This is a genomic window from Streptomyces viridochromogenes (genome assembly GCF_001270495.1).
GTDB lineage: Bacteria > Actinomycetota > Actinomycetes > Streptomycetales > Streptomycetaceae > Streptomyces > Streptomyces viridochromogenes_A.
This window is the reverse complement of record NZ_LGUR01000252.1, coordinates 1-25,274: the sequence shown is the minus strand read 5'-3', so window position 1 is coordinate 25,274 and position 25,274 is coordinate 1. Positions and strand designations below refer to the sequence as shown.

Annotated in this window: 21 protein-coding genes; 12 read left to right on the top strand and 9 right to left on the bottom strand. The window is 70.7% G+C overall.

Annotation, left to right across the window (positions count from 1 at the left end):
- Nucleotides 1–92: 92 nt before the first annotated feature.
- From ADK36_RS40470 to ADK36_RS40455, 4 genes are all read left to right on the top strand, one after another.
- Nucleotides 93–890, top strand: coding sequence for an aminoglycoside N(3)-acetyltransferase (locus ADK36_RS40470; protein WP_053201186.1), 798 nt, complete (start codon nt 93–95; stop codon nt 888–890).
- A 68-nt stretch (nt 891–958) separates the two neighbouring features.
- Nucleotides 959–1,882: an ABC transporter ATP-binding protein gene (locus ADK36_RS40465; RefSeq protein ID WP_048585094.1), complete on the top strand. Its 924-nt coding sequence runs from the start codon at nt 959–961 to the stop codon at nt 1,880–1,882.
- A 148-nt stretch (nt 1,883–2,030) separates the two neighbouring features.
- The gene (locus ADK36_RS40460; RefSeq protein ID WP_234330058.1) at nt 2,031–2,747 is read left to right on the top strand and encodes an ABC transporter permease; all 717 of its coding nucleotides are present in this window, start codon (nt 2,031–2,033) and stop codon (nt 2,745–2,747) included.
- 64 nt (nt 2,748–2,811) lie between these two features.
- Nucleotides 2,812–3,813 (top strand): COX15/CtaA family protein, encoded by a 1,002-nt coding sequence (locus tag ADK36_RS40455; RefSeq protein ID WP_234330057.1) that lies wholly within the window; start codon nt 2,812–2,814, stop codon nt 3,811–3,813.
- 1 nt (nt 3,814) lies between these two features.
- On the opposite strand, the gene ADK36_RS40450 is transcribed toward ADK36_RS40455, so the two are convergent.
- From ADK36_RS40450 to ADK36_RS40435, 4 genes are all read right to left on the bottom strand, one after another.
- Complete coding sequence (locus ADK36_RS40450; RefSeq protein ID WP_048585092.1) at nt 3,815–4,558, bottom strand: nucleotidyltransferase domain-containing protein; 744 nt, start codon at nt 4,556–4,558, stop codon at nt 3,815–3,817.
- A gap of 18 nt (nt 4,559–4,576) precedes the next feature.
- Nucleotides 4,577–5,683, bottom strand: coding sequence for an amidohydrolase family protein (locus tag ADK36_RS40445; protein WP_048585091.1), 1,107 nt, complete (start codon nt 5,681–5,683; stop codon nt 4,577–4,579).
- A 95-nt stretch (nt 5,684–5,778) separates the two neighbouring features.
- Nucleotides 5,779–6,111 carry a hypothetical protein gene (locus ADK36_RS40440; RefSeq protein WP_048585090.1) on the bottom strand — a complete coding sequence of 111 codons (333 nt, stop codon included), beginning with the start codon at nt 6,109–6,111 and terminating at the stop codon, nt 5,779–5,781.
- A 58-nt stretch (nt 6,112–6,169) separates the two neighbouring features.
- Nucleotides 6,170–7,138, bottom strand: a complete 969-nt coding sequence (locus ADK36_RS40435; RefSeq protein ID WP_425315345.1) for a heme o synthase — start codon at nt 7,136–7,138, stop codon at nt 6,170–6,172.
- Between the two features lie 362 nt (nt 7,139–7,500).
- Between ADK36_RS40435 and tkt the strand changes: the two genes are divergently transcribed.
- From tkt to pgl, 5 genes are read left to right on the top strand one after another with little or no spacing between them, the layout of a single operon-like run.
- Complete coding sequence (gene tkt / locus ADK36_RS40430) at nt 7,501–9,606, top strand: transketolase (protein WP_048585088.1); 2,106 nt, start codon at nt 7,501–7,503, stop codon at nt 9,604–9,606.
- A 34-nt stretch (nt 9,607–9,640) separates the two neighbouring features.
- Nucleotides 9,641–10,759 carry a transaldolase gene (gene tal, locus ADK36_RS40425; protein ID WP_048585087.1) on the top strand — a complete coding sequence of 373 codons (1,119 nt, stop codon included), beginning with the start codon at nt 9,641–9,643 and terminating at the stop codon, nt 10,757–10,759.
- A gap of 4 nt (nt 10,760–10,763) precedes the next feature.
- Complete coding sequence (gene zwf / locus ADK36_RS40420) at nt 10,764–12,302, top strand: glucose-6-phosphate dehydrogenase (protein ID WP_048585086.1); 1,539 nt, start codon at nt 10,764–10,766, stop codon at nt 12,300–12,302.
- Entirely contained in the window at nt 12,299–13,519 is a 1,221-nt protein-coding gene (gene opcA, locus ADK36_RS40415; RefSeq protein WP_053201181.1) for a glucose-6-phosphate dehydrogenase assembly protein OpcA, read from the top strand. Before zwf ends, opcA begins: the two co-directional genes overlap by 4 nt.
- On the top strand, nt 13,516–14,298 hold the full coding sequence (pgl, locus tag ADK36_RS40410; RefSeq protein ID WP_048585084.1) for a 6-phosphogluconolactonase: 783 nt from the start codon (nt 13,516–13,518) through the stop codon (nt 14,296–14,298). The genes opcA and pgl overlap by 4 nt, the downstream gene beginning before the upstream one ends.
- A 356-nt stretch (nt 14,299–14,654) precedes the next feature.
- Here pgl and ADK36_RS40405 read toward each other — a convergent pair whose 3' ends face one another.
- From ADK36_RS40405 to ADK36_RS40385, 5 genes are all read right to left on the bottom strand, one after another.
- Nucleotides 14,655–15,494, bottom strand: coding sequence for a carbohydrate ABC transporter permease (locus ADK36_RS40405; protein WP_048585083.1), 840 nt, complete (start codon nt 15,492–15,494; stop codon nt 14,655–14,657).
- Complete coding sequence (locus ADK36_RS40400) at nt 15,491–16,855, bottom strand: ABC transporter permease subunit (protein ID WP_048585082.1); 1,365 nt, start codon at nt 16,853–16,855, stop codon at nt 15,491–15,493. Before ADK36_RS40400 ends, ADK36_RS40405 begins: the two co-directional genes overlap by 4 nt.
- A 6-nt stretch (nt 16,856–16,861) precedes the next feature.
- Nucleotides 16,862–18,199, bottom strand: a complete 1,338-nt coding sequence (locus ADK36_RS40395) for an ABC transporter substrate-binding protein (RefSeq protein ID WP_053201179.1) — start codon at nt 18,197–18,199, stop codon at nt 16,862–16,864.
- A gap of 39 nt (nt 18,200–18,238) precedes the next feature.
- Nucleotides 18,239–19,882 carry a glycoside hydrolase family 13 protein gene (locus ADK36_RS40390; RefSeq protein ID WP_199830355.1) on the bottom strand — a complete coding sequence of 548 codons (1,644 nt, stop codon included), beginning with the start codon at nt 19,880–19,882 and terminating at the stop codon, nt 18,239–18,241.
- 155 nt (nt 19,883–20,037) lie between these two features.
- Nucleotides 20,038–21,309 (bottom strand): ABC transporter substrate-binding protein, encoded by a 1,272-nt coding sequence (locus ADK36_RS40385; protein ID WP_048585080.1) that lies wholly within the window; start codon nt 21,307–21,309, stop codon nt 20,038–20,040.
- Nucleotides 21,310–21,434: 125 nt separating this feature from the next.
- Between ADK36_RS40385 and ADK36_RS40380 the strand changes: the two genes are divergently transcribed.
- The 3 genes from ADK36_RS40380 to ADK36_RS40370 all read left to right on the top strand — a co-directional run bounded on the left by ADK36_RS40380 (nt 21,435) and on the right by ADK36_RS40370 (nt 25,088).
- Nucleotides 21,435–21,950, top strand: a complete 516-nt coding sequence (locus tag ADK36_RS40380) for a PadR family transcriptional regulator (RefSeq protein ID WP_048585079.1) — start codon at nt 21,435–21,437, stop codon at nt 21,948–21,950.
- A 68-nt stretch (nt 21,951–22,018) separates the two neighbouring features.
- Nucleotides 22,019–22,804, top strand: coding sequence for an ABC transporter ATP-binding protein (locus ADK36_RS40375; RefSeq protein WP_048585129.1), 786 nt, complete (start codon nt 22,019–22,021; stop codon nt 22,802–22,804).
- Between the two features lies 1 nt (nt 22,805).
- Nucleotides 22,806–25,088, top strand: coding sequence for an FtsX-like permease family protein (locus ADK36_RS40370; RefSeq protein WP_053201176.1), 2,283 nt, complete (start codon nt 22,806–22,808; stop codon nt 25,086–25,088).
- Nucleotides 25,089–25,274 lie beyond the last annotated feature (186 nt).

Genomic DNA, 25,274 nt, shown 5'->3' with positions numbered 1-25,274 from the left:
CACTTAGGTATACCTAATCTGACCTGCGGAAATGATCATTGATCGATCAAATCGGTGGCATCGCGAGCCGCCCTCGGGGACACTCCGGAAGCATGTCGACACCCCCTCCGACCGGCCCTCTTGTCACCCGGGACACCCTCTCCACACAGCTGCGCGAACTCGGCGTCCACAGCGGTGAAACCCTCCTCGTGCACTCCTCGCTCAGCTCCCTCGGCTGGGTCTGCGGAGGCGCCGTCGCGGTGGTCCAGGGACTGCTCGACGTGCTCGGCCCGGAGGGCACATTGGTGGTCCCCACCCAGACCGGGGACCTCTCGGACCCGGCGGTGTGGAGCGACCCGCCGGTGCCCGAGGAGTGGTGGGAGACCATCCGGGCGACCATGCCCGCGTACGACCCCCGGGTCACGCCCACGCGCGGGGTCGGCGTCGTCCCGGAGACCGTACGGACCTGGCCGGGCGCCCTGCGCAGCGCGCATCCCCAGACGTCCTTCGCCGCAGTCGGCCCGCGCGCGGCGCGGATCGTCGACGGACACGCCCCCGACTGCCGGCTCGGTGAGCGCAGCCCGCTGGCCCGGCTGGAGGCGCTCCACGCGCGCGTGCTGCTGCTCGGCGCCGGGTACGACGCGTGCACCAGCTTCCATCTCGCCGAGTACCGGATCCCGTCGCCGCTGGTGAAGGTGGGGCGGCCGGGGCCCGCGGGCTGGGAGGTGGTGATCGAGACGTCGATCACCTCGGAGCGGTTCGACGAGCTGGGGCACGACTTCGAACGGGACCGTCCCGTCGTACGCGGGAAGGTGGGCGCGGCCGACGCACGGCTCTTCCCGGTGGCGGACGCGGTGGCGTACGCGCGGCGGTGGCTGGAGATACACCGGCCCCGCGCGGAGGAGATGTGAACCGGAGCGCGTGGGGGATGTGAACCCGGCCGTTCGGGTTACCCGGCACGTACCTAGACTCTGGAGCCATGCGAACTGAGCCCGTGGTCCAGGTCCAGGCCCTGGTGAAGCGGTACGGCGGCAAAACCGCGGTGGACGGCCTCGACCTGGTGGCCCGGGCCGGTGTCACCGCCGTACTCGGACCCAACGGCGCGGGCAAGACGACGACCGTCGAGACCTGCGAGGGGTACCGCAAGCCGGACTCCGGCACGGTGCGCGTCCTGGGCCTGGATCCGGTGAGACAGTCCGGCGAGCTGCGGCCCCGTATCGGCGTGATGCTCCAGTCCGGCGGCGTCTACTCGGGCGCGCGGGCCGACGAGATGCTGCGCCATGTCGCCAGGCTGCACGCGCATCCCCTGGACGTCGACGCCCTCATCGAGCGGCTCGGGCTGGGCAGCTGCGGCCGGACCACGTACCGCCGCCTCTCCGGCGGCCAGCAGCAGCGGCTCGCGCTCGCCATGGCCGTCGTCGGCCGTCCGGAGCTGGTGTTCCTCGACGAGCCGACCGCCGGGCTCGACCCGCAGGCCCGCCGGGCCACCTGGGACCTGATCCGGGACCTGCGCGCCGACGGCGTCTCCGCGATCCTCACGACCCACTACATGGACGAGGCCGAGCAACTCGCCGACGACGTCGCGATCATCGACGCGGGCCGGGTCATCGCCCAGGGCTCCCCGGAGGAGCTGTGCCGCGGCGGCGCCGAGAACACCCTCCGCTTCACCGGCCGCCCCGGCCTGGACGTGGGCTCTCTGCTGAAGGCCCTGCCCGCCGACTGCACGGCCGCGGAGCTGACCCCGGGCTCGTACCGGGTCGTCGGCAAGGTCGACCCGCAGCTGCTCGCGACGGTGACGTCGTGGTGCGCGCAGCACGGGGTGATGCCGGAGAAGATCTCCGTGGAACGGCACACCCTCGAAGACGTGTTCTTGGAGCTCACGGGTAGGGAGTTGCGTTCATGATTCCGGCACACACAGGGTCCTGCCGGGGGTCCGGGGGTCGTCCCCCGGGAAGACACAGCCTGGAGCTCACCGGCAAGGAGCTGCGTTCGTGACCACCGTCGACACGGGTACGTACACCCCGAAGCCGGGAGCCGCCCCGCTCTCCCGCATGATCGCGGCCCAGGCGGCGCTGGAGACGAAGATGCTGCTGCGCAACGGCGAGCAGCTGCTCCTGACCGGCGTGATCCCCACCCTGCTGCTGGTCCTCTTCAGCTCGGTGGACATCGTCGACACGGGCGCCGGCGAGGCCGTCGACTTCCTGACCCCCGGCATCCTCGCGCTCGCCGTGATGTCGACGGCGTTCACGGGGCAGGCGATCGCCACGGGCTTCGAACGCCGGTACGGCGTGCTGAAGCGGCTGGCCTCCTCGCCGCTGCCCCGCTGGGGCCTGATGACGGCGAAGACGGTCTCGGTGCTGGTCACCGAGGTCCTCCAGATCGTCCTGCTGACGGTGATCGCCTTCGCGCTGGGCTGGTCGCCGCACGGGAATCCGGCAGCGGTCGTACTCCTGCTGCTCCTGGGGACAGCCGCCTTCTCGGGCCTGGGCCTGCTGATGGCGGGAACACTCAAGGCCGAAGCCACGCTGGCCGCCGCCAACCTCGTCTTCCTGCTGCTGCTCGTGGGCGGCGGGGTGATCGTGGCGCTGGACAAGTTCCCCTCCGGCGCCCAGGACGTGCTCGGCCTGCTCCCCATCTCGGCGCTCACCGACGGACTGCGCGACGTGCTCCAGCACGGGGCCGGGATGCCCTGGGGCGACCTGGGGATCCTGGCCGTGTGGGCGGTGGTCGGGCTGGCCGCGGCCGGGCGCTGGTTCCGCTGGGAGTAGCCGCAACGGGGCGAGCGGGGACCCTCGTGAAAGCGTGCACAAGCGGCCGCCTACGATAGGGCGCGTGCCAAAGCTGACCCGCGCCGACGCCGTAGCGGCCGTGCGCAACCCCCTCGCCTTCATCGCCGCACGCTGGACCCCCACCCCGAGGACGGTCCAACGGGCGGCCCTCGCCGCGCTCGTGATGTCGGTGCTCATCGTGGTCACCGGCGGTGCGGTGCGGCTCACCGGGTCCGGGCTCGGCTGCCCGACCTGGCCCAAGTGCACCGACGACTCGCTCACCGCCACCAGCGAGATGGGCCTGCACGGCGCCATCGAGTTCGGCAACCGCATGCTGACGTACGTGCTGTGCGCCGCCGTCGGCTGGGCGATCATCGCCGCGCGCTCCGAGAAGCCGTACCGGCGTGGCCTGACCCGGCTGGGCTGGGCGCAGTTCTGGATCGTGATGAGCAACGCGGTGCTCGGCGGCATCGTCGTCCTGGTCGGCCTGAACCCGTACACGGTCGCGGCCCACTTCGTGGCGACGTCCGCCCTCATCGCGGTCGCCACGGTGATGTGGCAGCGCACCCGGGAGGGCGACTCGGCGCCGCGTCCACTGGTCGGCAAGGCGGTGCAGCAGCTGGTGTGGGTGCTGGTCGGGGCCTCGGTGCTGCTGATCCTGGTCGGCACGGTGGTCACCGGCGCCGGCCCGCACGCGGGTGACTCCAGCGAGGTCGAGCGGATGCCGGTCGACTGGGAGACCGTCACCAAGCTGCATGCCGTGCTGGCCTGGATCGTGGTCACGCTGACGTTCGCCCTGTGGTTCGTCCTCAAGGCGGTCGACGCCCCGAAGGGCCCCCTGAACCGCACCCGCGATCTCTTCCTGGTCCTCCTCGCCCAGGGCGTCATCGGTTACGTCCAGTACTTCACGGACCTCCCGGAGATCCTGGTCGGCCTGCACATGCTCGGTTCGGCCGTGACATGGATCGCGGTGCTGCGCGTGATGCTGGCCCTGCGGGAACGGCCGTTCGACGAGGCCGAGATCCCGGCCCCGGCGGCCGAGGCGACGGTCGGCACGCGCGCGTGAGTCAGCTGTACGTCGCCACCAACTCGTCGATCGCGGCACCGAGGTAGCTCCGGGCCAGACCGGCCCTGCGCGTCGCCCACTCCCCGGTCGGCGTCGGGTGCGCGGAGCCGTCGTAGCGGCGCCTGCGGATGTCCTCGACGAGTTCGACGGGCGCCCCGAGGCCGGGCAGCAGTTCCAGGGCCTCGCGCTTGGAGATCAGTCGGCCGTCGCGCAGGGTGACGCCCGCGCGGGCGTGGGTGATCAACCCGAGGTCGACCCACACGTCCCTGGTCCACAGCGAGGCGTTGTCGACCGCCGGCCGCCAGAAGTCCCGCTGGTCGCGTACGACGAACTCGCCGAGCTCCCGGTCCGGCACCGGCGGCAGCAGTCCGGCGGGCGCCTTGCCCTGCAGCACCCGGCCGAAGTCGTGCAGCTCTCGCCGGGTCACCGGGGTCACCGTCCGTTTGAACAACTGCTCGTGCGCCCAGGTGAGGTGGCGTCGGTCGGCGTCGTCCGCCGTTTCCGGTGTCAGGTACGTGCAGTGCAGCAGCGCGGCGAGCGGCTCGGACCGCAGCCGGGCGTGGACCTTCGCCACCTGCCAGACACTGCGGGTCGTGAGCGGGCCGTCCAGAACGGCGATCAGGTCCAGGTCGCTGCGGCCCTCCTGGTAGTCGCCGCCGGCCAGAGAGCCGTGCGCCCAGACGGCGACGGGAGCGAGAGGTGCGAGCTCCCCGAGAAAGCGATCGAGTAAGGCATCGGTCGGCATCCGCCCAGTCTGTACGGCTCACTCCACCCCGTACACCCGTCTTGCGTTGCCCGCCGCCACCATTCCCGCCACCCGTTGCGCGTCCCCCAGGGACCACGCCCCCTCGGCGACCCAGCCGCCGAGCACTCTGGCCAGGGCCTCACGGAACAGGCGTGCCCCGACCACGTGCAGCTCGGGCAGGCCCTGTGCCCCGCTGGAGAAGAGGATCTTGCCGAAGGGGGCGAGTTCCAGGATCTCGGCGAGGATCGTGGCCGCGCGGGCGCCCGTGCGGATGAGGGCGGCACCCGAGTCGGCGTAGACGTGCGAGAAGACGCCTGCCAGGTGGGCGGCGTGGCGGTGGTACGGATAGCCGTGCAGCAGGACGAGGTCGGTGCCGAGGCCGGCCGTCGCGCGGACGAAGTCCGTGAGCAGCACCGGGTCCGTGCGATCGATGCGCAGGCCCGGCTCCCCGAGCCCCGCGTGCAGTTGCAGCGGCAGTCCCGAGGCCACCGCGATCCACAGCAGATGGCGCAGCAGCACCGGGTCGCTCAGTTCGCCGCCGACCCTTCGGGCTGCCAGCCAGCGGCCCGCCGCGCCCCGTACCTCGCCCGGCCCCGGCGGCTCGGGCGCGAGCGCGAGACCGTGCCGTACTCCCGCCACGGAGGTGAAGGCCACCGCGTTGGCCGCCGCGCCGTGCACCGACTCGGCGAGGTTGGCCAGGAAGGACTCGACCGTGCCGGAGGTGTCGGCGACCTGTTCGGCGAGGAGTTCGAGACGCACGATCTCGTGGGCCTCGGCGGACGCGGTGGACGCCATCTCCGGAGGACCGGTGAGATCGCCGGGCAGACCGGTGTCGATCAGGTACGTGGTGATGCCGCTGCCCCGCAGCAGACGCCGACCCGCCTCCAGTACGCCGAGTTCACGGCGCCTGGCGAGATAGCGCGCGGGAGCGCAGTGCGGTTCCAGGCCGAGCAGCGGAGGGCACCAGCGGCGTACGGCGAACCCGGTCTGGGTGTCGAAGAGCGTGGTGCCGGGCGCCGGCGGGCCCTCGGTACGGGCCAGCTGGGCCTCGAAGGTGCCGAGGCCCAGCTCCGTTCTCAGTACCCCGTGGCAGTACTGGTCCACGAGGGACGGCGTTTCGATCATCCGGGCTCCCCGTCAGCTGGACCGTGTGTTCCTCACGGGTCCTAACGGGTGAACCGGGCATCAGGTGTTGGTGTCACACGAAACGCCGAGAGGTCTCAGCCGTTGCTCGGTCCGCCGACCTGGATGCCCGCCATGCGGCTCCACTCGTACGGGCCGGTTTTCACCTTTGCCGCGAACTCGCCGTCGAACGCCTCGTGGACCGTGACGCCGGCCTTGCCGACCGCCTGCTCGGCGATCTCGTACGACGGTGCCACCAGGTCACCCCAGCCGCCGTCCTCACCGACGAGCACGATGCGGGCGCCGCGCTGTCCGATGTACGCGACCTGGGCCTCGGCGCCACCGTGGGACTTCGCGAAGGCGTTGATCTGCTTGGCCAGCTTGGCCACCCGGCGCTCGGCCTTAGCGTCAACCTGTTGCGTGTCTGCCATGACCAGGATGCTACTCATGAGTAGATCAGCTGGCGAGAGCGGGGCCGTGTGACGTACGTCAGCGCAGGAACGGGTCCACCGCGACCGCCACGAACAGCAGCGACACATAGGTGATCGACCAGTGGAACAGGCGCATCTCCTTCAGCTTCCCGCCTGTCACCTCCGCCTTCGCGCGGTTCTGCAGCGCGTGCGCCTCCCAGAGCCACCAGCCGCCCGCCGCCAGCGCGACCGCGGTGTAGAACCAGCCCGTGTAGCCGAGCGGCTGCAGCAGGAGCGACACCGCCACCATCACCCAGCTGTAGATGACGATCTGCTTGGCGACGACCTTGTTCGAGGCGATGACCGGGAGCATGGGCACGCCCACGCGCGCGTAGTCCTCCTTCACCTTCATGGACAGCGGCCAGTAGTGCGGCGGCGTCCAGAAGAAGATGACCATGAAGAGGATGAGCGGCGCCCAGGTGAGGGAGTTCGTGACGGCCGTCCAGCCGATCAGCACCGGCATACAGCCCGCGATGCCGCCCCACACGATGTTCTGCGACGTACGGCGCTTGAGGATCATCGTGTAGACGACGACATAGAAGAGGAGTGCGCCGAGGGAGAGCCAGGCACTCAGCCAGTTGACCGTGAGGCCGAACAGCAGCGTGGAGGCGATCGCCAGCGTGACACCGAAGGCCAGGCACTCGCGCGGGCTGACCATGCCGGTGACCAGCGGGCGCTGCGAGGTGCGGTCCATGAGCGCGTCGATGTCGCGGTCGATGTACATGTTCAGCGCGTTGGCGCCGCCCGCGGACAGGTAGCCGCCGACGCAGGTGAGCAGCACCAGACCGAGGTCGGGTACACCCTGCTCGGCCAGGAACATCACCGGAACGGTGGTGATGAGCAGCAGCTCGATGATCCGTGGCTTGGTCAGCGCCACGAACGCCTTGACCCGGGCCCCTACCGGCCGCCGGCTCGGGCTCTGGCTCGTCCCGATAATCCCCGCTGGACGGGATTCAACGGCCGTCACGCACACCCCTGACAGAGACATCCCAGCAAGCCTCCCCGTGTGAAGTCCCGGTAAAGGCTCGCGCGTACCACGCCACTGTAGACGTTGCCCAGACCCGGACATTCGCGGGGGTGGGGTCGTGTTGGAGGGCACCGTCCGACGGGCGCGGGGAAGCTCGATTGAGCACCCGGATGAGCGGCTCCGTATTCACTTGCCGAACGCGGAACGACCCGGTCGGGAGGCACATCCCGACGACTCCCGGCAGTCTGGAATGACTCGAAAAAACGCACGTACTTCCGGGGGTAGGCTCGACAGCGGCCGGCCGACGCCGAGAACGCCGGCAGCCGGTGGGCGTGTGCCCGTGACACCGGCAACCGACATGTGGAGAGGAGCCCTGACCCAGGGTGAGCACCAAGCCGACCACCACAGACCTCGAGTGGACCGAGTTGGACCAGCGGGCCGTCGACACCGCCCGCGTCCTGGCCGCCGACGCCGTACAGAAGGTCGGTAACGGCCATCCGGGTACGGCGATGAGCCTGGCGCCTGCCGCCTACACCCTCTTCCAGAAGGTGATGCGGCACGACCCGGCGGACGCCGACTGGGTCGGGCGCGACCGTTTCGTGCTGTCCGCCGGCCATTCGTCCCTGACCCTCTACACCCAGCTGTACCTGGCCGGCTTCGGCCTGGAGCTGGACGACCTGAAGGCGTTCCGGACGTGGGGCTCGAAGACCCCCGGCCACCCGGAGTACGGCCACACCACGGGCGTCGAGACGACGACCGGCCCGCTGGGCCAGGGTGTCGCCAACGCCGTCGGCATGGCGATGGCCGCCCGCTACGAGCGCGGCCTGTTCGACCCGGAGGCCGCCGAGGGCACCTCCCCCTTCGACCACTTCGTCTACGTCATCGCCGGTGACGGCTGCCTCCAGGAGGGCATCTCCGCCGAGGCGTCCTCGCTGGCCGGCCACCAGAAGCTCGGCAACCTGGTCCTGCTGTGGGACGACAACCACATCTCGATCGAGGGCGACACCGAGACGGCCGTCTCCGAGGACACCGTCAAGCGGTACGAGGCGTACGGCTGGCACGTCCAGCGTGTCGAGCCGCAGGCCAACGGCGACCTCGACCCGGCCGCCATCTACGACGCCATCCAGCAGGCCAAGGCGGTCACCGACAAGCCGTCCTTCATCGCGATGCGCTCGATCATCGCCTGGCCGGCCCCGAACGCGCAGAACACCGAGGCCGCCCACGGCTCGGCGCTCGGCGACGACGAGGTCGCGGCCACCAAGCGCGTCCTCGGCTTCGACCCGGAGCAGTCCTTCGAGGTCGCGGACGAGGTCATCGAGCACACCCGGGGTGCCCTGGAGCGCGGCCAGGCGGCCCGTGCCGTGTGGGAGAAGTCCTTCCAGCAGTGGCGGGACAACAACCCCGAGCGCGCCGCCGAGTTCGACCGCATCAGCAAGGGCGAGCTGCCCACCGGCTGGGAGGAGAAGATCCCGGTCTTCGAGCCCGGCAAGGGCGTCGCGACGCGTGCCGCGTCCGGCAAGATCCTCCAGGCACTGGGTGCGGTCATCCCGGAGCTGTGGGGCGGCTCGGCCGACCTCGCCGGTTCGAACAACACGACGATCGACAAGACGTCGTCGTTCCTCCCGGCGGACAACCCGCTGCCGGAGGCCGACCCGTACGGCCGTACGATCCACTTCGGCATCCGCGAGCACTCCATGGCCGCGGAGATGAACGGCATCGCGCTGCACGGCAACACCCGTATCTACGGCGGCACCTTCCTCGTCTTCTCCGACTACATGCGCAACGCCGTGCGCCTGTCGGCGCTGATGCACCTGCCGGTGACGTACGTGTGGACGCACGACTCCATCGGTCTCGGTGAGGACGGTCCGACGCACCAGCCGATCGAGCACCTCGCGTCGCTGCGCGCGATTCCGGGGCTGAACGTGGTCCGTCCGGCCGACGCCAACGAGACGGCGATCGCCTGGCGCGAGATCCTGTCGCGCTACACCAAGGAGTTCGGCAAGGGCGCCCCGCACGGCCTCGCGCTGACCCGTCAGGGTGTGCCGACCTACGAGCCCAACGAGGATGCCGCCAAGGGCGGTTACGTCCTCTTCGAGGCGTCGAACGGCACTCCCGAGGTCGTCCTCATCGCCACCGGTTCCGAGGTGCACGTCGCCGTCGAGGCGCGCGAGCGGCTGGAGGCCGACGGTGTGCCGACGCGAGTCGTGTCCATGCCGTCCGTGGAGTGGTTCGAGGAACAGGACCAGGGGTACCGGGACAGCGTTCTGCCGCCGGCCGTCAAGGCGCGGGTCGCGGTGGAGGCCGGGATCGGTCTCACCTGGCACAAGTACGTCGGGGACGCCGGTCGCATCGTTTCCCTGGAGCACTTCGGTGCTTCGGCCGACGGCAAGGTCCTTTTCCGGGAGTACGGCTTCACTGCCGAGAACGTGGCCGCCGTCGCTCGGGCTGTGCTTGATTCGACTACGGGCCTCGCCGCCGCCCAGCGCTGACGCTCACATACGAGACGTAGGAGTTTGATTTTCCATGACAGACGCACTGAAGCGCCTCTCCGAGGAGGGCGTCGCGATCTGGCTGGACGACCTGTCGCGCCAGCGCATCACGTCCGGCAATCTCGCCGAGCTGATCGACCAGCAGCACGTCGTGGGTGTCACCACCAACCCGTCGATCTTCCAGAAGGCGATCAGCGGCGGTGACGGCTACGAGCAGCAGGTCGCCGACCTCGCCGCCCGCAAGGTCACCGTCGAAGAGGCGATCCGCATGATCACCACGGCGGATGTCCGGGACGCCGCCGACATCCTGCGCCCGGTCTTCGACGCCACCGGCGGTCAGGACGGCCGGGTGTCGATCGAGGTCGACCCGCGCCTGGCCCACAACACCCGGGCGACCGTCGCCGAGGCCAAGCAGCTGGCCTGGCTCGTCGACCGCCCGAACACCCTCATCAAGATCCCGGCCACCAAGGCGGGCCTTCCGGCGATCACCGAGGTCATCGGCCTCGGCATCAGCGTCAACGTCACGCTGATCTTCTCGCTGGAGCGCTACCGCGAGGTCATGAACGCCTACCTCGCGGGCCTGGAGAAGGCCAAGGCCAAGGGCCTGGACCTGTCCAAGATCCAGTCGGTGGCGTCCTTCTTCGTCTCCCGCGTGGACACCGAGATCGACAAGCGGATCGACGCGCTCGGCACCGACGCGGCCAAGGCCGCGCGCGGTAAGGCGGGCGTCGCCAACGCGCGGCTCGCCTACCAGGCGTACGAGGAGGTCTTCTCCTCCGACCGCTGGGGCGCGCTGGAGAACGCGGGCGCCAACAAGCAGCGTCCGCTGTGGGCCTCGACCGGCGTGAAGGACAAGGCCTACAAGCCGACCCTGTACGTCGACGACCTGGTCGCGCCGAACACGGTCAACACCATGCCGGAGGCCACCCTGGAGGCCACCGAGGCTCAGGGCGAGATCACCGGCAACACCATCGCGGGCACCTACCAGCAGGCGCGCGCCGACCTGGACGCGGTGGAGGCGCTCGGCATCTCGTACGACGAGGTGGTGCAGCTGCTGGAGGACGAGGGCGTCGAGAAGTTCGAGGCGTCCTGGAACGACCTGCTCAAGTCGACCGAGGCGGAGCTGGAGCGCCTCGCCCCCTCGGAGGGCTGATCCCTTGTCACCCTTTACCGTCACGGAAGCGAACCCGCTTCGTGACGCCGCCGACCGACGGCTCCCGCGTATCGCGGGGCCGTCGGGCCTGGTGATTTTCGGCGTTACGGGCGATTTGTCACGTAAGAAGCTGATGCCGGCGGTTTATGACCTCGCCAACCGGGGTCTGCTGCCGCCGGGTTTCTCGCTGGTCGGCTTCGCCCGCCGCGAGTGGGCCCACGAGGACTTCGCTCAGGAGGTCCACGACGCGGTCAAGGAGCACGCCCGCACCCCCTTCCGTGAGGAGGTCTGGCAGCAGCTCATCCAGGGCATGCGCTTCGTGCAGGGCACCTTCGACGACGACGACGCCTTCGAGCGGCTGCGCGGCACCATCGAGGAGCTGGACAAGGCCCAGGGCACGGGCGGGAACTTCGCCTTCTACCTCTCGGTGCCGCCGAGCTCCTTCCCGGTGGTCATCCAGCAGCTGAAGAAGCACGGCCTCGCCGACCAGACGCCCAGCTCCTGGCGCCGCGCGGTCATCGAGAAGCCGTTCGGGCACAACCTGGCGTCGGCCGAGGAGCTCAACAAGGTCGTCCACGAGGTCTTCGCCCCGGACCAGGTCTTCCGTATCGACCACTACCTGGGCAAGGAGACCGTCCAGAACATCCTGGCGCTGCGCTTCGCCAACACGATGTTCGAGCCGATCTGGAACCGGTCCTTCGTGGACCACGTGCAGATCACCATGGCCGAGGACATCGGCATCGGCGGCCGGGCCGGCTACTACGACGGCATCGGCGCCGCCCGTGACGTCATCCAGAACCACCTCCTCCAGCTCATGGCCCTGACGGCCATGGAAGAGCCGGCCTCCTTCGACGCGGACGCGCTCGCGGCGGAGAAGACCAAGGTGCTCGGTGCCGTACGACTGCCGAAGGACCTCGGCCGGGACACGGTGTTCGCGCAGTACGCGGCCGGCTGGCAGGGCGGCGAGAAGGCGGTCGGATACCTCCAGGAGGAGGGCATCGACGCCAAGTCGAAGACCGACACCTACGCCGCGATCAGGCTGGGGATCGACAACCGCCGCTGGGCGGGCGTCCCCTTCTATCTGCGCACCGGCAAGCGCCTCGGCCGCCGGGTCACCGAGATCGCGGTCGTCTTCCAGCGCGCCCCGCACTCCCCCTTCGACCACACGGCGACGGAGGAGCTCGGCAAGAACGCGATCGTCATCCGCGTCCAGCCGGACGAGGGCGTCACGGTCCGCTTCGGCTCGAAGGTGCCGGGCACGTCGATGGAGATCCGGGACGTGTCGATGGACTTCGCGTACGGCGAGTCCTTCACGGAGTCCTCGCCCGAGGCGTACGAGCGCCTGATCCTGGACGTCCTGCTCGGCGACTCCAACCTCTTCCCGCGCACCGAGGAGGTCGAGCTGTCCTGGAAGATCCTCGACCCGATCGAGGAGTACTGGGACCAGCACGGCAGGCCCGCCCAGTACCCGGCCGGTACCTGGGGCCCCGTCGAGGCGGACGAAATGCTCGAGCGAGACGGACGGAGCTGGCGCCGGCCATGAAGATAGACCTGACCGACACCACGGCCAGCAAGATCAACAAAGCGCTGGTGCAGGGCCGCCGGGCCATCGGCACGCCGGCCGTCGGCATGGTGCTCACGCTGGTCATCGTGACGGACGAGGAGAACGCCTACGACGCCCTGAAGGCCGCCAACGACGCCTCGCACGAGCACCCCTCGCGCACGCTCGTGGTCATCAAGCGCGTCTCGCGTTCGCCCCGCGACCGCACGCAGTCCCGGCTGGACGCCGAGGTGCGGGTGGGCGCGGACGCGGGCAGCGGGGAGACGGTGGTACTGCGCCTGTACGGCGAGGTGTCCGACCACGCGCAGTCCGTCGTCCTCCCCCTGCTCCTGCCGGACGCACCGGTGGTGGTCTGGTGGCCGGTGAACGCGCCGCTCGACCCGGCGAAGGACCCGCTGGGCGCGCTGGCCCAGCGCCGGGTGACGGACACCTACGCCTCGGAGCAGCCGGTACGGGAACTGTCGGCGCGGGCGGACACGTACACCCCCGGCGACACCGACCTGTCCTGGACCCGGATCACCCCGTGGCGCTCGATGCTCGCGGCGGCTCTGGACCAGGTGGTCTGCGAGGTGAAGGCCGTCGAGGTGGAGGGCGAGGAGTTCAACCCCAGCTGTGAGCTGCTGGCGATGTGGCTCGCGGACCGGCTGGACGTGCCGGTGAAGCGGTCGCTGTCGGGCGGGCCGGGGCTGACGGCGGTCCGGATGGACACGGACTGCGGCCCGATAGCGCTGGACCGTGCGGACGGCTCCCTGGCGACCCTCTCCATCCAGGGCCAGCCGGACCGCGCGGTGGCGCTGAAGCGGCGCGAGACGTCCGAGCTGATCGCGGAGGAACTGCGGCGGCTCGACCCGGACGACACGTACGCGTCGGCGCTGCGGTTCGGGGTGGAGCGGCTCAACTCCTCGGCTCCGGCTCCGGCGGTCCGGAGTGCGGAGGCCGCCGAGGCCGCGGTGGCCAAGGCGGTGCGGGCCGTGGCGCTGGCCGAGGCCGCGGTGGCCAGGGCGGAGGAGCCGCCTGCGGAAGAGTCACCTGCGGAGGAGTCGCTTGCGGAAGACGCCGAAGAGTCGGCGGCGAAAGCGGCCGGGGAGGGATCACCGGCCAAAGGAGCATCGGTCGGAACGCCCGCCGAAATCGCTGCGAAAGCATCCGCGAAGCAAGCGAAGGCGCAGGACCCGGTGACGAAGGCGGCGGCGAAGTGAGTACTCCTCAGCTGGTCGTGCACCACGACAAGGAGCTGATGGCGCAGGCCGCGGCGGCCCGGCTGATCACGAAGATCGTGGACGCGCAGGCATCCCGGGGCTCGGCCTCCGTGGTCCTCACGGGTGGCCGCAACGGCAACGGCCTCCTGGCCGCGCTCGCGGCCGCCCCCGCGAGGGACGCGATCGACTGGAGCCGGCTCGACCTCTGGTGGGGCGATGAGCGCTTCCTCCCCGAGGGCGACCCGGAGCGCAACGTCACGCAGGCCCGCGAGGCCCTGCTGGACGGGGTGCCGCTGGATCCGAAGCGGGTGCATGCCATGCCCGCGTCGGACGGCCCGTTCGGGGCTGACGTGGAGGCGGCGGCCGCCTCGTACGCGGAGGAGTTGGCGAGGGCGGCGGGCCCGGAGAACCATGGCGCGGTTCCCACCTTCGACGTCCTGATGCTGGGGGTGGGCCCCGACACGCACGTGGCCTCGCTCTTCCCCGAACTCCCCGCGGTACGGGAGACGGACCGCACCGTCGTCGGCGTCCACGGCGCGCCGAAGCCGCCGCCGACCCGCGTTACCCTCACGCTCCCCGCGATCCGGGCGGCGCGGGAGGTGTGGCTGCTGGCGGCCGGCGAGGACAAGGCTCGGGCCGCGGCGATCGCCCTCTCGGGGGCGGGTGAGATCCAGGCACCGGCGGCCGGGGCGTACGGTCGTTCCAGGACGCTGTGGTTGCTGGACGCGGCGGCGGCTTCCCAGCTGCCGCGGTCGCTGTATCCGCCGGCTTCGCCGTGAGTTGAGGGGCGGCGGGATCGTTCTTCGCTCGCCCCCGCCGCCCCTACCCGTCCCATCCTCCTGGGGCTCCGCCCCAGACCCCGCTCCTCAAACGCCGGAGGGGCTGGATTTACCCACCCGGCGTTCGAGAAAAGAGCCACCACCGTCCCGAACCCCCACCCACCCCCAGGGGGCTTCGCCTCACGGTGGGGTGGGGGTCACTCTCGCCGCCGGGCCGGGCATTTGCAGCCCGTCCGGCGTTTGAGGACGAGGCCCCTTCGGGGCCGAAGGCGGGTCTGGGGCGGCAGCCCCAGTGGGGTCGAAGGGGCGGAGCCCCTGGGGATGGGACGGGTAGGGGCGGCGGGGGCGAGGAACCCCTACTTCACCGACCCGGCCATAACCCCCTGCACAAAATGCCGCTGGAACGCGAAGAACACCACCACCGGCACCACCAGCGACACAAACGCCCCCGGCGCCAGCACATCGATGTTGCTGCCGAACTGCCGTATCTGCGACTGGAGTTCAACCGTCAACGGCTGCGACGCACTGTCCGCGAACAGCAACGCCACCAGCATGTCGTTCCACACCCACAGAAACTGGAAGATGGCCAGCGAGGCGATCGCCGGACGCCCCACCGGCAGGACCAGCCGCGTGAAGATCCGCCACTCGCTGCCCCCGTCCATCCGAGCCGCCTCCAGCATCTCCTTCGGCATCTCGGCGAAGTAGTTCCGCAGCAGGAACACCGCGAACGGCAGCCCGTACGCCACGTGGAAGAGGACGACCCCGGGGATCGTGCCGAACAGCCCCAGCTGACCGAAGAGTTTGGCGACCGGCAGAAGGCCGATCTGCACGGGTACGACCAGCAGCGCCACCACAACCAGGAAGATCGCCTCACGCCCGGGGAAGTCCAGCCACGCGAACGCGTACCCGGCGAGCGCCGCGAGGACAACGACCAGCACGGTCGCCGGCACCGAGATCAGCACGGTGTTCCAGAAGGCCTGACTGATCCCGGCGTTCGCCAGCAGCACCGAGTAGTTGTCGAAGGACAGCTGGCCCGGACTGGTGAACACCGTCCACCAGCCGCCCTTCGCCGTGTCCTCGGCGGACCGCAGCGACGACAGGAACAGTCCGGCGAGCGGCGTCAGCCACACCAGCCCGACCACCACGAGAAGCGCCTGGACGACCCCGTTGCCCAGCCCACGCTTGACCGCGTTCATCGCTGACTCCCTCGGAAACGGCGGACGTTGAAGACCATGGCCGGGATGACCAGCAGCAGAAGCAGGACGCCCAGCGCGCTGCCCAGCCCCTGGTTGTTGCCGCCGCCGAACGACACCAGCCACATCTGCGTCGCGAGCACGGTCGCGTCCTCCTGCACCGGGCCGGGCGCGATGATGTAGACGAGGTCGAAGACCTTCATCACGTTGATGACGAGAGTGACGAAGACGACCGTCAGGACCGGTGCCAGCAGCGGCACCGTGATCCGCCGGAAGATCTGCCACTCGTTCGCGCCGTCCATCCGCGCCGCCTCCAGCGCGTCCCTCGGCAGTGCTGACAGGCCCGCGCCGATCAGGACCATCGCGAAGCCCGTCCAGATCCACAGGTACGCCCCGATGATCGCCGGCGTCACGAGTGTGGGCCCCAGCCAGGAGATGCCCTCATAGGGGGCGGCGAAGTTCGAGGCCGGCAGCTTCACCGTGTACGAGCCGTCGTCCAGCCCCTGGAAGCGGAAGGAACCGTCGGGCCCGGTCGTCGTCGACGCGACCGCCTTCCCGGCCCGCACCGCCTCGACCTTCATCTCCGGCAGCCCGCTCTCCCGCCGGTCGACCTTGCCCTGCTCCCCTCCCCCACCGGGCGTGAAGTCCAGATAGACGACGCCGCGCAGCTCACCGGGGCTCGCCTTCTGCCCGGCCGCCGCGTACGCCGGCTCGGTGTCCCCGGGCAGGTCGTCGGGGAGGACGCCGACGAGGCCCAGGGTGACCGCCTCGCCCGGCGACGCGGTCGCGCTGGTGCGGTACGAGCCGTCCGCCCCCTTCGCCAGTCCCTGCCCGTCGCGGGCCCGGGCCGTCGGATACGTCGACGTGCCCTGGAAGGCGTCGTGCACGGAGACGGCCGCGGCGTTCAGCACGCCCTTGTCCGGGTCCTCGTCGTACGCGAGCCGGAAGATGATGCCGGCGGCGAGGAAGGACACGGCCATCGGCATGAACAGCAGCAGCTTGAACGCGGTGGCCCAGCGGACCTTCTCCACCAGCACGGCCAGGATCAGGCCGAGGCCGGTCAGCAGGGCCGGGGCCACCACCACCCAGATCGTGGTGTTGCGGATGGCCTTGAGGGTGGCCGGGTCGCGGAACATCTCGGCGTAGTTCTCGCCGCCCACGAAACGGGTGCCGGAGGCGTCGAAGAAGCTGCGGCCGATCGAGAACAGCACCGGATACACGACCAGCGCGCCCAGCAGGAGCAGCGCGGGGAAGACGAAGAGCAGGGCGATGATCCGCGCGCGCCGCCGCGAGCGCCGGGCACGTTCCCTGCCCGGGCTCACGGCGGCCCCGCGGCTCGCCTCTTTCAGGAGAGTGGCGGTCATGTCGGGTCAGCCCTGGCCCTCGTACGCCTTGGCCGCCGCGGCCTCCAGCTTCGCCGCGGTCGCCTTCGGGTCCGACGGGTCGCGCAGGAAGTCCTGGAGGAGCTTCCACTCCCCCGCGCCCTTGGTGCCGCCGAACGCGGCCGGGGCCTGGTCGGACATGTCGAAGCGGACCGAGTTCGAATCGCCCGCCGAGACGAGGGACTTGGCGGTCGCGCGGGTGACGTCGTCGCCGTAGGACGCGAGGTCGACGTTCTTGTTCGGGGACAGGAAGCCGCCCGCCTCTGCCCACACCGCGGCGGCCTCCGGCGTCGCCAGGTACTCCAGCAGTGCCATGCCGGCCTTCTGGTTCTTGCCGTCCTTCAGGACGACGGCCGCGTCACCGCCGCTGACCACCGGCGCCTTGCCGCCGCCGACCGCCGGGAAGGGGAAGAAGTTCGCGTCCTCGCCGATCGACTTGCCGAACTGGTCCCTGGCGACGCCCGCGACGAAGTCGCCCTCGTAGACCATGCCCGCCTCGGGCTTCGGCCCGAACACCTTCTCCACCGAGCCGGGGAAGTCGGTGTTGAGGGCCCCCTTCTGCCCGCCCGCGATCAACTGCTTGTCCTTGAACAGCTTGCCGAGGGTGGTGAGCGCCTCGACCACGGACGCGTCGGTCCACTTCAGCTTGTGGGTGGCGAGGGCGTCGTACTTCTCGGGTCCGGCCTGGGACAGGTAGACGTTCTCGAACCAGTCGGTGAGGGTCCAGCCGTCCTGCCCGGCGACCGAGAAGGCGGCCAGGCCCGAGTCGGAGACGGTCTGTCCGGCCTTCAGCATGTCGTCGTACGACTTCGGCGGCTCGACGCCCGCCTGGGCGAGGGCGTCGGGGCTGTACCAGACGGTCGACTTGTGGGCGGCCTTGAAGTAGAGGCCGTAGAGGGTGTCGTCGACGCTGCCGTAGTTCTTCCAGACGGGTGCGAAGTTGGCGTCCACGGACTGCTGGGCGGTCTTGGACAGCGGCTTGAGCCAGTCGTTCTTCGCGAACTGCTGCACCACGCCGACCTGCGGGACCATCACCACGTCGGGGGCGTTGCCGCCCTCGATCTTGCTGCCGACGACGGTGGAGACGTTGTCCCCGGTGGATGTGAACTGGGTCTTGGCGCCGGTCTTCTCGGTGAAGGCGTCCAGCACCTTCTGGAAGTTCTTCTGCTCGGTGCCGGACCAGACACCGGCGACGGTGACCGTCTGACCGCTGAGCGCCTTGTCACCGCCGCCCGCGGAGACCGGCCCGCCGCCACAGGCGGTCGCGCCGAGCGCCAGGACGAGAGCGGTACAGCCGGTGAGCAGGGTGGTACGTCGTCGCATCATCGTTGATGTCCCTTCGGGATGGGGAAAATTAAGGGGGGTTCAGAGGGCCGGCGACTCGGTCCCGTCGCTCATCCACCAGGCCGCCGTGGAGCCGGGCAGTACCCCGGCCGGGCAGGGGCCGCTCGACAGCAGCGGGGTGCCGGAGACCGGCGCCGGTGTGGGTGCCGTACCGAAGTTGACGGCGCAGACGAGGCCGTCGCCGCGGACGAAGGCCAGGACGCCGGGCGGGCTGTCCAGCCAGCGCAGCGCGCCCTCGCCCAACTGGGGCAGTGCCTCGCGCAGTTGGAGGCCGTCGCGGTACAGGTGCCAGAAGGACCGGGTGTCGGCGAGAGCGCGGTCGGTGGCGTACTCGGCGAAGTACTCGGGCTGCGGCAGCCAGGGCTTGGCGCTCTCGGCGCCGGAGGTGAAGCCGAAGGGCGAGGCCTGTCCCGACCACGGCAGCGGCACCCGGCAGCCGTCGCGGATGCGGGCCCGGCTGCCGGTGCGGTGGAAGATCGGGTCGGTGAGCACGTCGTCGGGCAGGTCGACGACCTCGGGCAGACCCAGCTCCTCGCCCTGGTAGATGTACGCGGCTCCGGGCAGCGCCAGCATCAGCAGCGCGGCGGCGCGGGCGCGGGCGGCGCCGAGGCCGCTGCCCTCGGTGGCGGGTTCGCCGTAGCGGGTGACGGTGCGGACCTGGTCGTGGTTGTTGAGGACCCAGGTGACCGTCGAACCCGTGCCGGCGATGTCCTGCATGGCCTCGGAGATGACCTTGCGGAAGGCGTCGGCCTCCCAGGGGGCGCTGAGCAGGTCGAAGAAGAACGCCTGGTGGAGTTCGTCGGAGCGGACGTACTGGGCGTGCTCGCGCGCGGTCGGCACGGACACCTCGCCGACGAGGAGGCGATCCCGGCCGTCGCGGGCGGTGTACTCCTCGCATATGGAGCGCCAGCCACGCCACACCTCGTGCACCTCGGGCTGGTTCCAGGCGAGCGGGTTGACCGAGTCGCGGGTGCGGGCGTCGGCCTCCGGGTCGTCCGAGTCGGGCAGCTCGGGGTGCTTGAAGAGGCCGGCGGCGACGTCGATACGGAAGCCGTCGATGCCCCGGTCCAGCCAGAAGCGCAGGATGCGGTCGAACTCGGCGCCGATCTCGGGGTTGCGCCAGTTCCAGTCGGGCTGCTCGGGCGCGAACATGTGCAGGTACCACTGGCCGGGCCGCCCGTCCGCCTCGGTCACCCGGCTCCACGCCGGGCCGCCGAACATGGAGTGCCAGTTGTTGGGCGGCTCGGATCCGTCGGGGCCACGGCCGTCGGCGAAGTGGAAGCGGGCGCGGGCGGCGCTGCCGGGTGCGGCGTGGAGCGCCTCCTCGAACCACGGGTGCTCGCTGGAGCAGTGGTTCGGGACGATGTCGAGCAGCACCTTGATCCCGAGCCGCCTGGCCGCCGCGACCAGCTGGTCGAACTCGGCGAGGTCGCCGAAGAGCGGGTCGACGTCGCAGTAGTCGGCCACGTCGTAGCCGTGGTCGTGCTGCGGCGAGGGATAGAAGGGGCTCAGCCAGATCCCGTCGACGCCCAGCTTCTTCAGGTACGGCAGCCCGGCCCGCACGCCCGCGAGATCGCCGACACCGTCGCCGGTGCTGTCGAGGAAACTGCGGACGTAGACCTGGTAGATCACCGCGTCACGCCACCAGTGGTACTTACTCAGCATGCATGCATGTTAAGTAGCCTTTTCAGGAGGGTGTCAATGAACTGGACGGAAGCTACTGAGCAGTCAGGGCTTTATATCCACTTTTTTCTACCCAGAGCGACCACAGAAGAGATCTCGGCGTTACTTAACAAGTAACTAGCGAGAGCTGGCGGGATCTAATGAGAGGAGATGGCGGCGAGTTCCCTCGCCAGTCGCCGCACCGCTGCCGCGGGCGTCTCACGCCCGGCCATCGCGTCATGCACGACCGCCTGCACCACCAGGCTCACCTGGTCGTAGCGGGGGCTCTTGGGGCGCGGCGCGGCCGTACGCACGCTCTCGCGCAGGGTCGGCAGATACGGGAACTCCCGCACCAGCGCGGGATCCTCGTACAGGTCGGCCCGCACGGGCGGCAGCGCGCCGCGCGTGAGGACCTGGCGCTGGACGCGCTCACTGGTCAGGTACGCGATCAGTCGCGCGGCCGAGTCGGGATGCCGGGCATGGGTACTGACGGCCAGGTTGGAGCCGCCCAGCACGCTTCTGCCCGGCCCGTCCGGACCCGGCAGCGGCAGGGCACCGATCTTCCCGGAGACCGGTGAGCCCTTGGCCGACGCGCCGACATAGGCGTACGGCCAGTTACGGAGGAAGAGCAGGCGGCCGTCCTGGAAGGCCTGCTTGGACTCCTCCTCCTTGAACGTCAGCGCCCGCTTCGGGATCCAGCCCTCGCGCACGCCCCGGGCGAGGAACCCGATGCCCTCGCGGGCGGCCGTCGAGTTCACGGTGACGCGCTCGCCCTCGTCGCCGAGGATCGAGCCGCCCGCCGAATAGACGGCCTCGGCGGCGTTGACGGTGAGGCCCTCGTACGGCAGGAACTGGCCGGCGTAACCGTCGAGGCCGTACTTCGGCGCGACGGTCTTCGCGGCCCGTTCCAGTTCGGCCCAGGTGCGCGGAGGGTCGACGCCCTCCTTGGCGAGGATGTCCTTGCGGTAGAGGAGCAGGCCGGCGTTGGTGACGTACGGGACCGCGTAGAGCTGTCTGTCGTAGGTCGCCGTGTCCACGACCGGCGGCAGGAAGGTATCCAGCGGGAAGCGGTCGCGCGCCAGCGGACGGATCCAGCCCTGCGCCGCGAACTCCGAGGTCCAGCTGACATCGATGTTGAGGATGTCGAAGCGGCTGCGGTCGCCGGCGCGCAGGTCGGTGGTCATCTGCGCGTGGGTCTCGTCGGCGGAGTCGGGCAGCTCGACGAGAGTGACCTTCTCGTCGGGGTGGGTGCGGTTCCAGCCGTCCAGAACGGAGCCGAGATAACCGGTGAGGTCTCCGGCGGTGGCGAGGGTCATCGGTCCCCTGCCGCTCGCGGGGCCCTCGTCGGCACGGGCGCCGGAGGCGACGTAGCCGGTCAGGATCACAACGAGGACGAGAAGGCCCCTACCGGCGGCGTGGATCCACCGCATAGGTTCCTCCCTGTACACCTGGCGCCGAACATCTTCGTCCGGGGTCAGAGGCCATGTATACCTGTTAGGTATGCGCGATACTAGGGCTCGCAGCACATTAACCGGATGCGAGGAGGAGAGGTCGAGTGCGGCTGCCCCTCCTGGCCCTGCTGGCGCGCGGCCCGGCGCACGGCTACGAGCTGAAGCAGGACCTTGAGCAACTGCTGGGCTCCGCGTACCCTCAGCCGAACGTCGGCCAGATCTATGTGACCCTCGGCCGTCTCGAGAAATCGGGGCTGATAGAGGGCGAGGACGTCGAGCAGTCGAGCCGGCCCAACAAGAAGGTCTACCACCTCACCGACGCCGGGCGTGAGGCGCTGCGCGCCTGGTTCGAGGAGCCCGAGGACGAGCCCCGGGTGCGGGACGAGTTCTTCATGAAGCTGGCCGTCGCCCCGCAGACGGGTCTCGCCGACCAGATCGCCCTCATCAACAGACAGCGGCGCCAGTACTTGAACACCATGCGGCAACTGTCGAAGCTGGCCGCCGCCGAGGACCGGGACAACCGCATCGCCCATCTGCTGATCGAGGGCGCGATGCTGCACCTTCAGGCCGACCTCGACTGGCTGGAGCGGTGCCAGGAAGAGCTGGAGGAGCTGGAGTGAGCGACGATTCCACTCCTGGGCTGCGCGCCGACGGCCCTGAGGCGGGCGCGAAGAGTGCCGGGCGGGGTGTGAAGAGTGCCGGGGCCGGCGCGAAGAGTGCCGGGTCCGGTGCCGAGAGCCCTGTGCTGCGCTCCGAGGGCCTGGTCAAGACGCATCATGGCGAGGGTGCCCCGGCGCATGCCGTGCGGGGCGTGGACCTTTCCGTCCGGAAGGGCGAGTTCGTGGCGGTCACCGGCCCGTCCGGTGCCGGTAAGTCGACATTGCTGCATCTGCTGGGTGGGCTTCAGCGCCCGGACAGCGGGAGCATCTGGCTGGACGGTGAGTGCGCGGACCGGTGGAGCGAGGCCCGCTGGGCGGTGGAGCGCAGGAAGCGCATCGGGATCGTCTTCCAGTTCTTCAACCTGGTCTCCGACCTGTCCGTCGCCGACAACGTCGAGTTGCCCGCACTGCTGGCCGGCGTCCCGCCGAAGCGGGCGCGTGCCGAGCGGGCGGAGCTGCTGGCCGAGCTGGGCCTCACGGGCAAGGAGCGGAGCATGCCCGGCGAGCTGTCCGGCGGCGAGCAGCAGCGGGTCGCGCTGGCCCGGGCCCTGGTCAACCGTCCGCCCCTGCTGCTGGCCGACGAGCCCGCGGGCAGCCTGGACAGCAAGGGCACCCGAGAGGTGATGCGGCTGCTGTCCCGCTTCCACCAGCGCGGCCAGACGATCGTGCTGGTCACGCATGACGCACGGCTGGCGAGCGCGGCGGACCGGGTGATCAGCTTCTTCGACGGCAGGATCGCCGACGACGCCGAGCTGGACGGCGGCACGCCGCCACGCCGGACCGGGATATCGGGTGTGCTGGAGCTCAGGGACTGAGATGCGAGCCACCCTGCGCTGGGCGCACTCCGATCTGCGCACGCACCGCGGCGAGGCGCTGTTCCTCGTGCTCGCCACGGCCGGGATCGTCGTCTCCCTGCTGCTGGCCACGGCACTCTTCGGCTACGCCACCAACCCCTGGCAGCGCGTCTTCACCCAGGCACACGGCGCACACGTATGGCTGCACACCGGTTCCTCGGCCGACACCGGGAAGCTGTCCGACCTCGACGGCGTCGAGTCGGTCGCGGGCCCCTACCCGACCGCTTCCACCACACTCGCCTCCCGCGGAACCCGCGCCTCCGTCGAACTGCGCGGCACTCCCGAGCGCCCCACCGTGGGCCGCCCGCTCCTCACCTCCGGCCACTGGCTGGACCCCGCGAAGCCCGACGGCGTGGTTCTGGAGACCCGCCTCGCCCGCGCCCTGCTGGCCGCCCCCGGCGACACCGTCACCCTGCCCGGCACCGACCGGACCCTGACCGTGCTCGGCATCGCCGACAGCGCCGAGCCGCGCTACCGGCCGGGCGAGCGGCCGGGCCTCGTCTGGGCTCCACCGTCCGCGGTGCGCGACCCGGGCGGCCAGGTGATCGGGCTGCGCCTGACGGATCCCGACGACACGGACTACGCCGTCCAGCGCGCCGTGACCGTGCTGGGCGCCGGCGCGGTCAGCGAGGTCTCCACCTGGAAGCAGGGACGCGCCGAGGCACAGGGCGACACCCGGCTGCTCGGCCAGGTGCTGGGCCTGTTCGGGCTGGGCGCGCTGGTCGCCGCCGGGCTCGCCGTGCACGGGGCGATCGGCACCCGGATCCGCGGCCATCTGCGGGACATCTCGGTGCTGAAGGCGATCGGCTTCACACCGGGTCAGGTGGTCCGCGTCTTCCTGCTCCAGCATCTCGCCTACGCCCTGCTGGGCGCGGTGGCCGCCGCGGCCGTCATCCAGGGCCTGGGCAGCCGGATCCCGGGACGGCTCGGGGACGCGGTCGGAGTATGGCAGGGGCTGCCCGGAAACACCGTGGCGCTGGTCGTGGTGCCGGTGGGGGCGGTGCTGTTCATCGGCGCGACCACGGGGCTCGCGGCGTGGCGGGCGGGGCGGGTGCCCCCGGTGCCGGTGCCGCGGCCCGCCGCTCCGCTCGGTGGACGGCTCTCGGGGGTGGCCCGGCGGGCGCTCGGGCTACGGCTGCCGCCTGCGCTGGTGCTGGGCTGGCACCGCGCCTTCACGCGCCGGCTGCGCTCGCTGGCGACGGTCGCCCGGCTCGCCCTGCCGCTGCTGCTGATCGTGGTGGCGATGAGCGCGTGGACCACGATCGAGCGCTTCGACGGCAGGCCCGACCAGATCGGCCTGCCGACCGCCCTCACCGTCCACGCCGACTCCGGCCTGTCCGACCGCGACGCCCGCGCCCTCCTGGAACGCGACCCACAGGTCGCCGCCGCCTATCCGGGCGTCGAGGTGGCCGCCCTGGTCCCGGGCCAGACGGCCACGATCGCCCTGCGCGGCCTCGGCACCCGCGCCGAGCCCTACCCGTACGCCCTGGCCGAGGGCCGCCCGGCACAGGGCCGCGACGAGGCGGTGGCCGGACAAGGCCTGCTCGATCTGCTGGACGTGCGGGTCGGCGACTGGGTACGGATGACCGTCGGGGACCAACCGCAGATCCTGCACATCGTGGGCCGCAGCATCGAACCGGAGAACGCCGGCCGGGTCATCTCCACCTCCCTCGACACCCTCCGCGAGAACGACCCCGGCCTCGGCCCCACCCGCTACGAGCTGCGGCTCGACCCTGGCGCGGAGCCCGACCGGGTCGCCGACCGACTGGCCACCGCAGGGCACGGCCGCCTGGACGTCCACGCCGTACCCAACCCCGCCGACGGCCTCTCACCCCTGCGCGGAGTCGTCGTGGGCCTGATCGCCGTCCTGGCCCTCATCGGGCTCATCGAACTGCTGACCGCGATCGGCGGCACCGTGCGGGAGGGCGAGCGTGACCTGCTGGCCCTGAAGGCCATCGGCCTGTCCCCCCGGCAGATCACCGCGATCACCGTCACCTCCACGGCCTGCACCGCCCTGGCCGCGGTCGTCATCGGTACGGCCCTGGGCACACCCCTCGCGCACTGGCTGATCGACGCCCAGGGCAGATCGAGCGGCATCGGCGCCGGGATCGCCCAGGGTCCGCCCGCCGCTCTCCTGCTGCTGTTCGGCGTGGCGGCAGTCGCCGGGGCGGCCGCTCTCGCCGCCGTCCCGGCCTCCCGCGCGGCCCGCCGCCGACTCGCGGACACACTGAGCGCGGTCGCCTGACCTGCGGGGATACCGCGGTTTGTGCGGGGGCGGCGGGTTGTACGGTTTCTGCGGGCCCGGAGCGTACGGGTTGCCCTGCGGCGGCCGGCCGTAGGGATTTCCGGCGGCGGACCGTACGGGTTCCCCTGGGGCGGCACGAAACCGTTCGGCGCGTAGGACGGTGGCGGCGGGGGCGGAGTGGGGGTG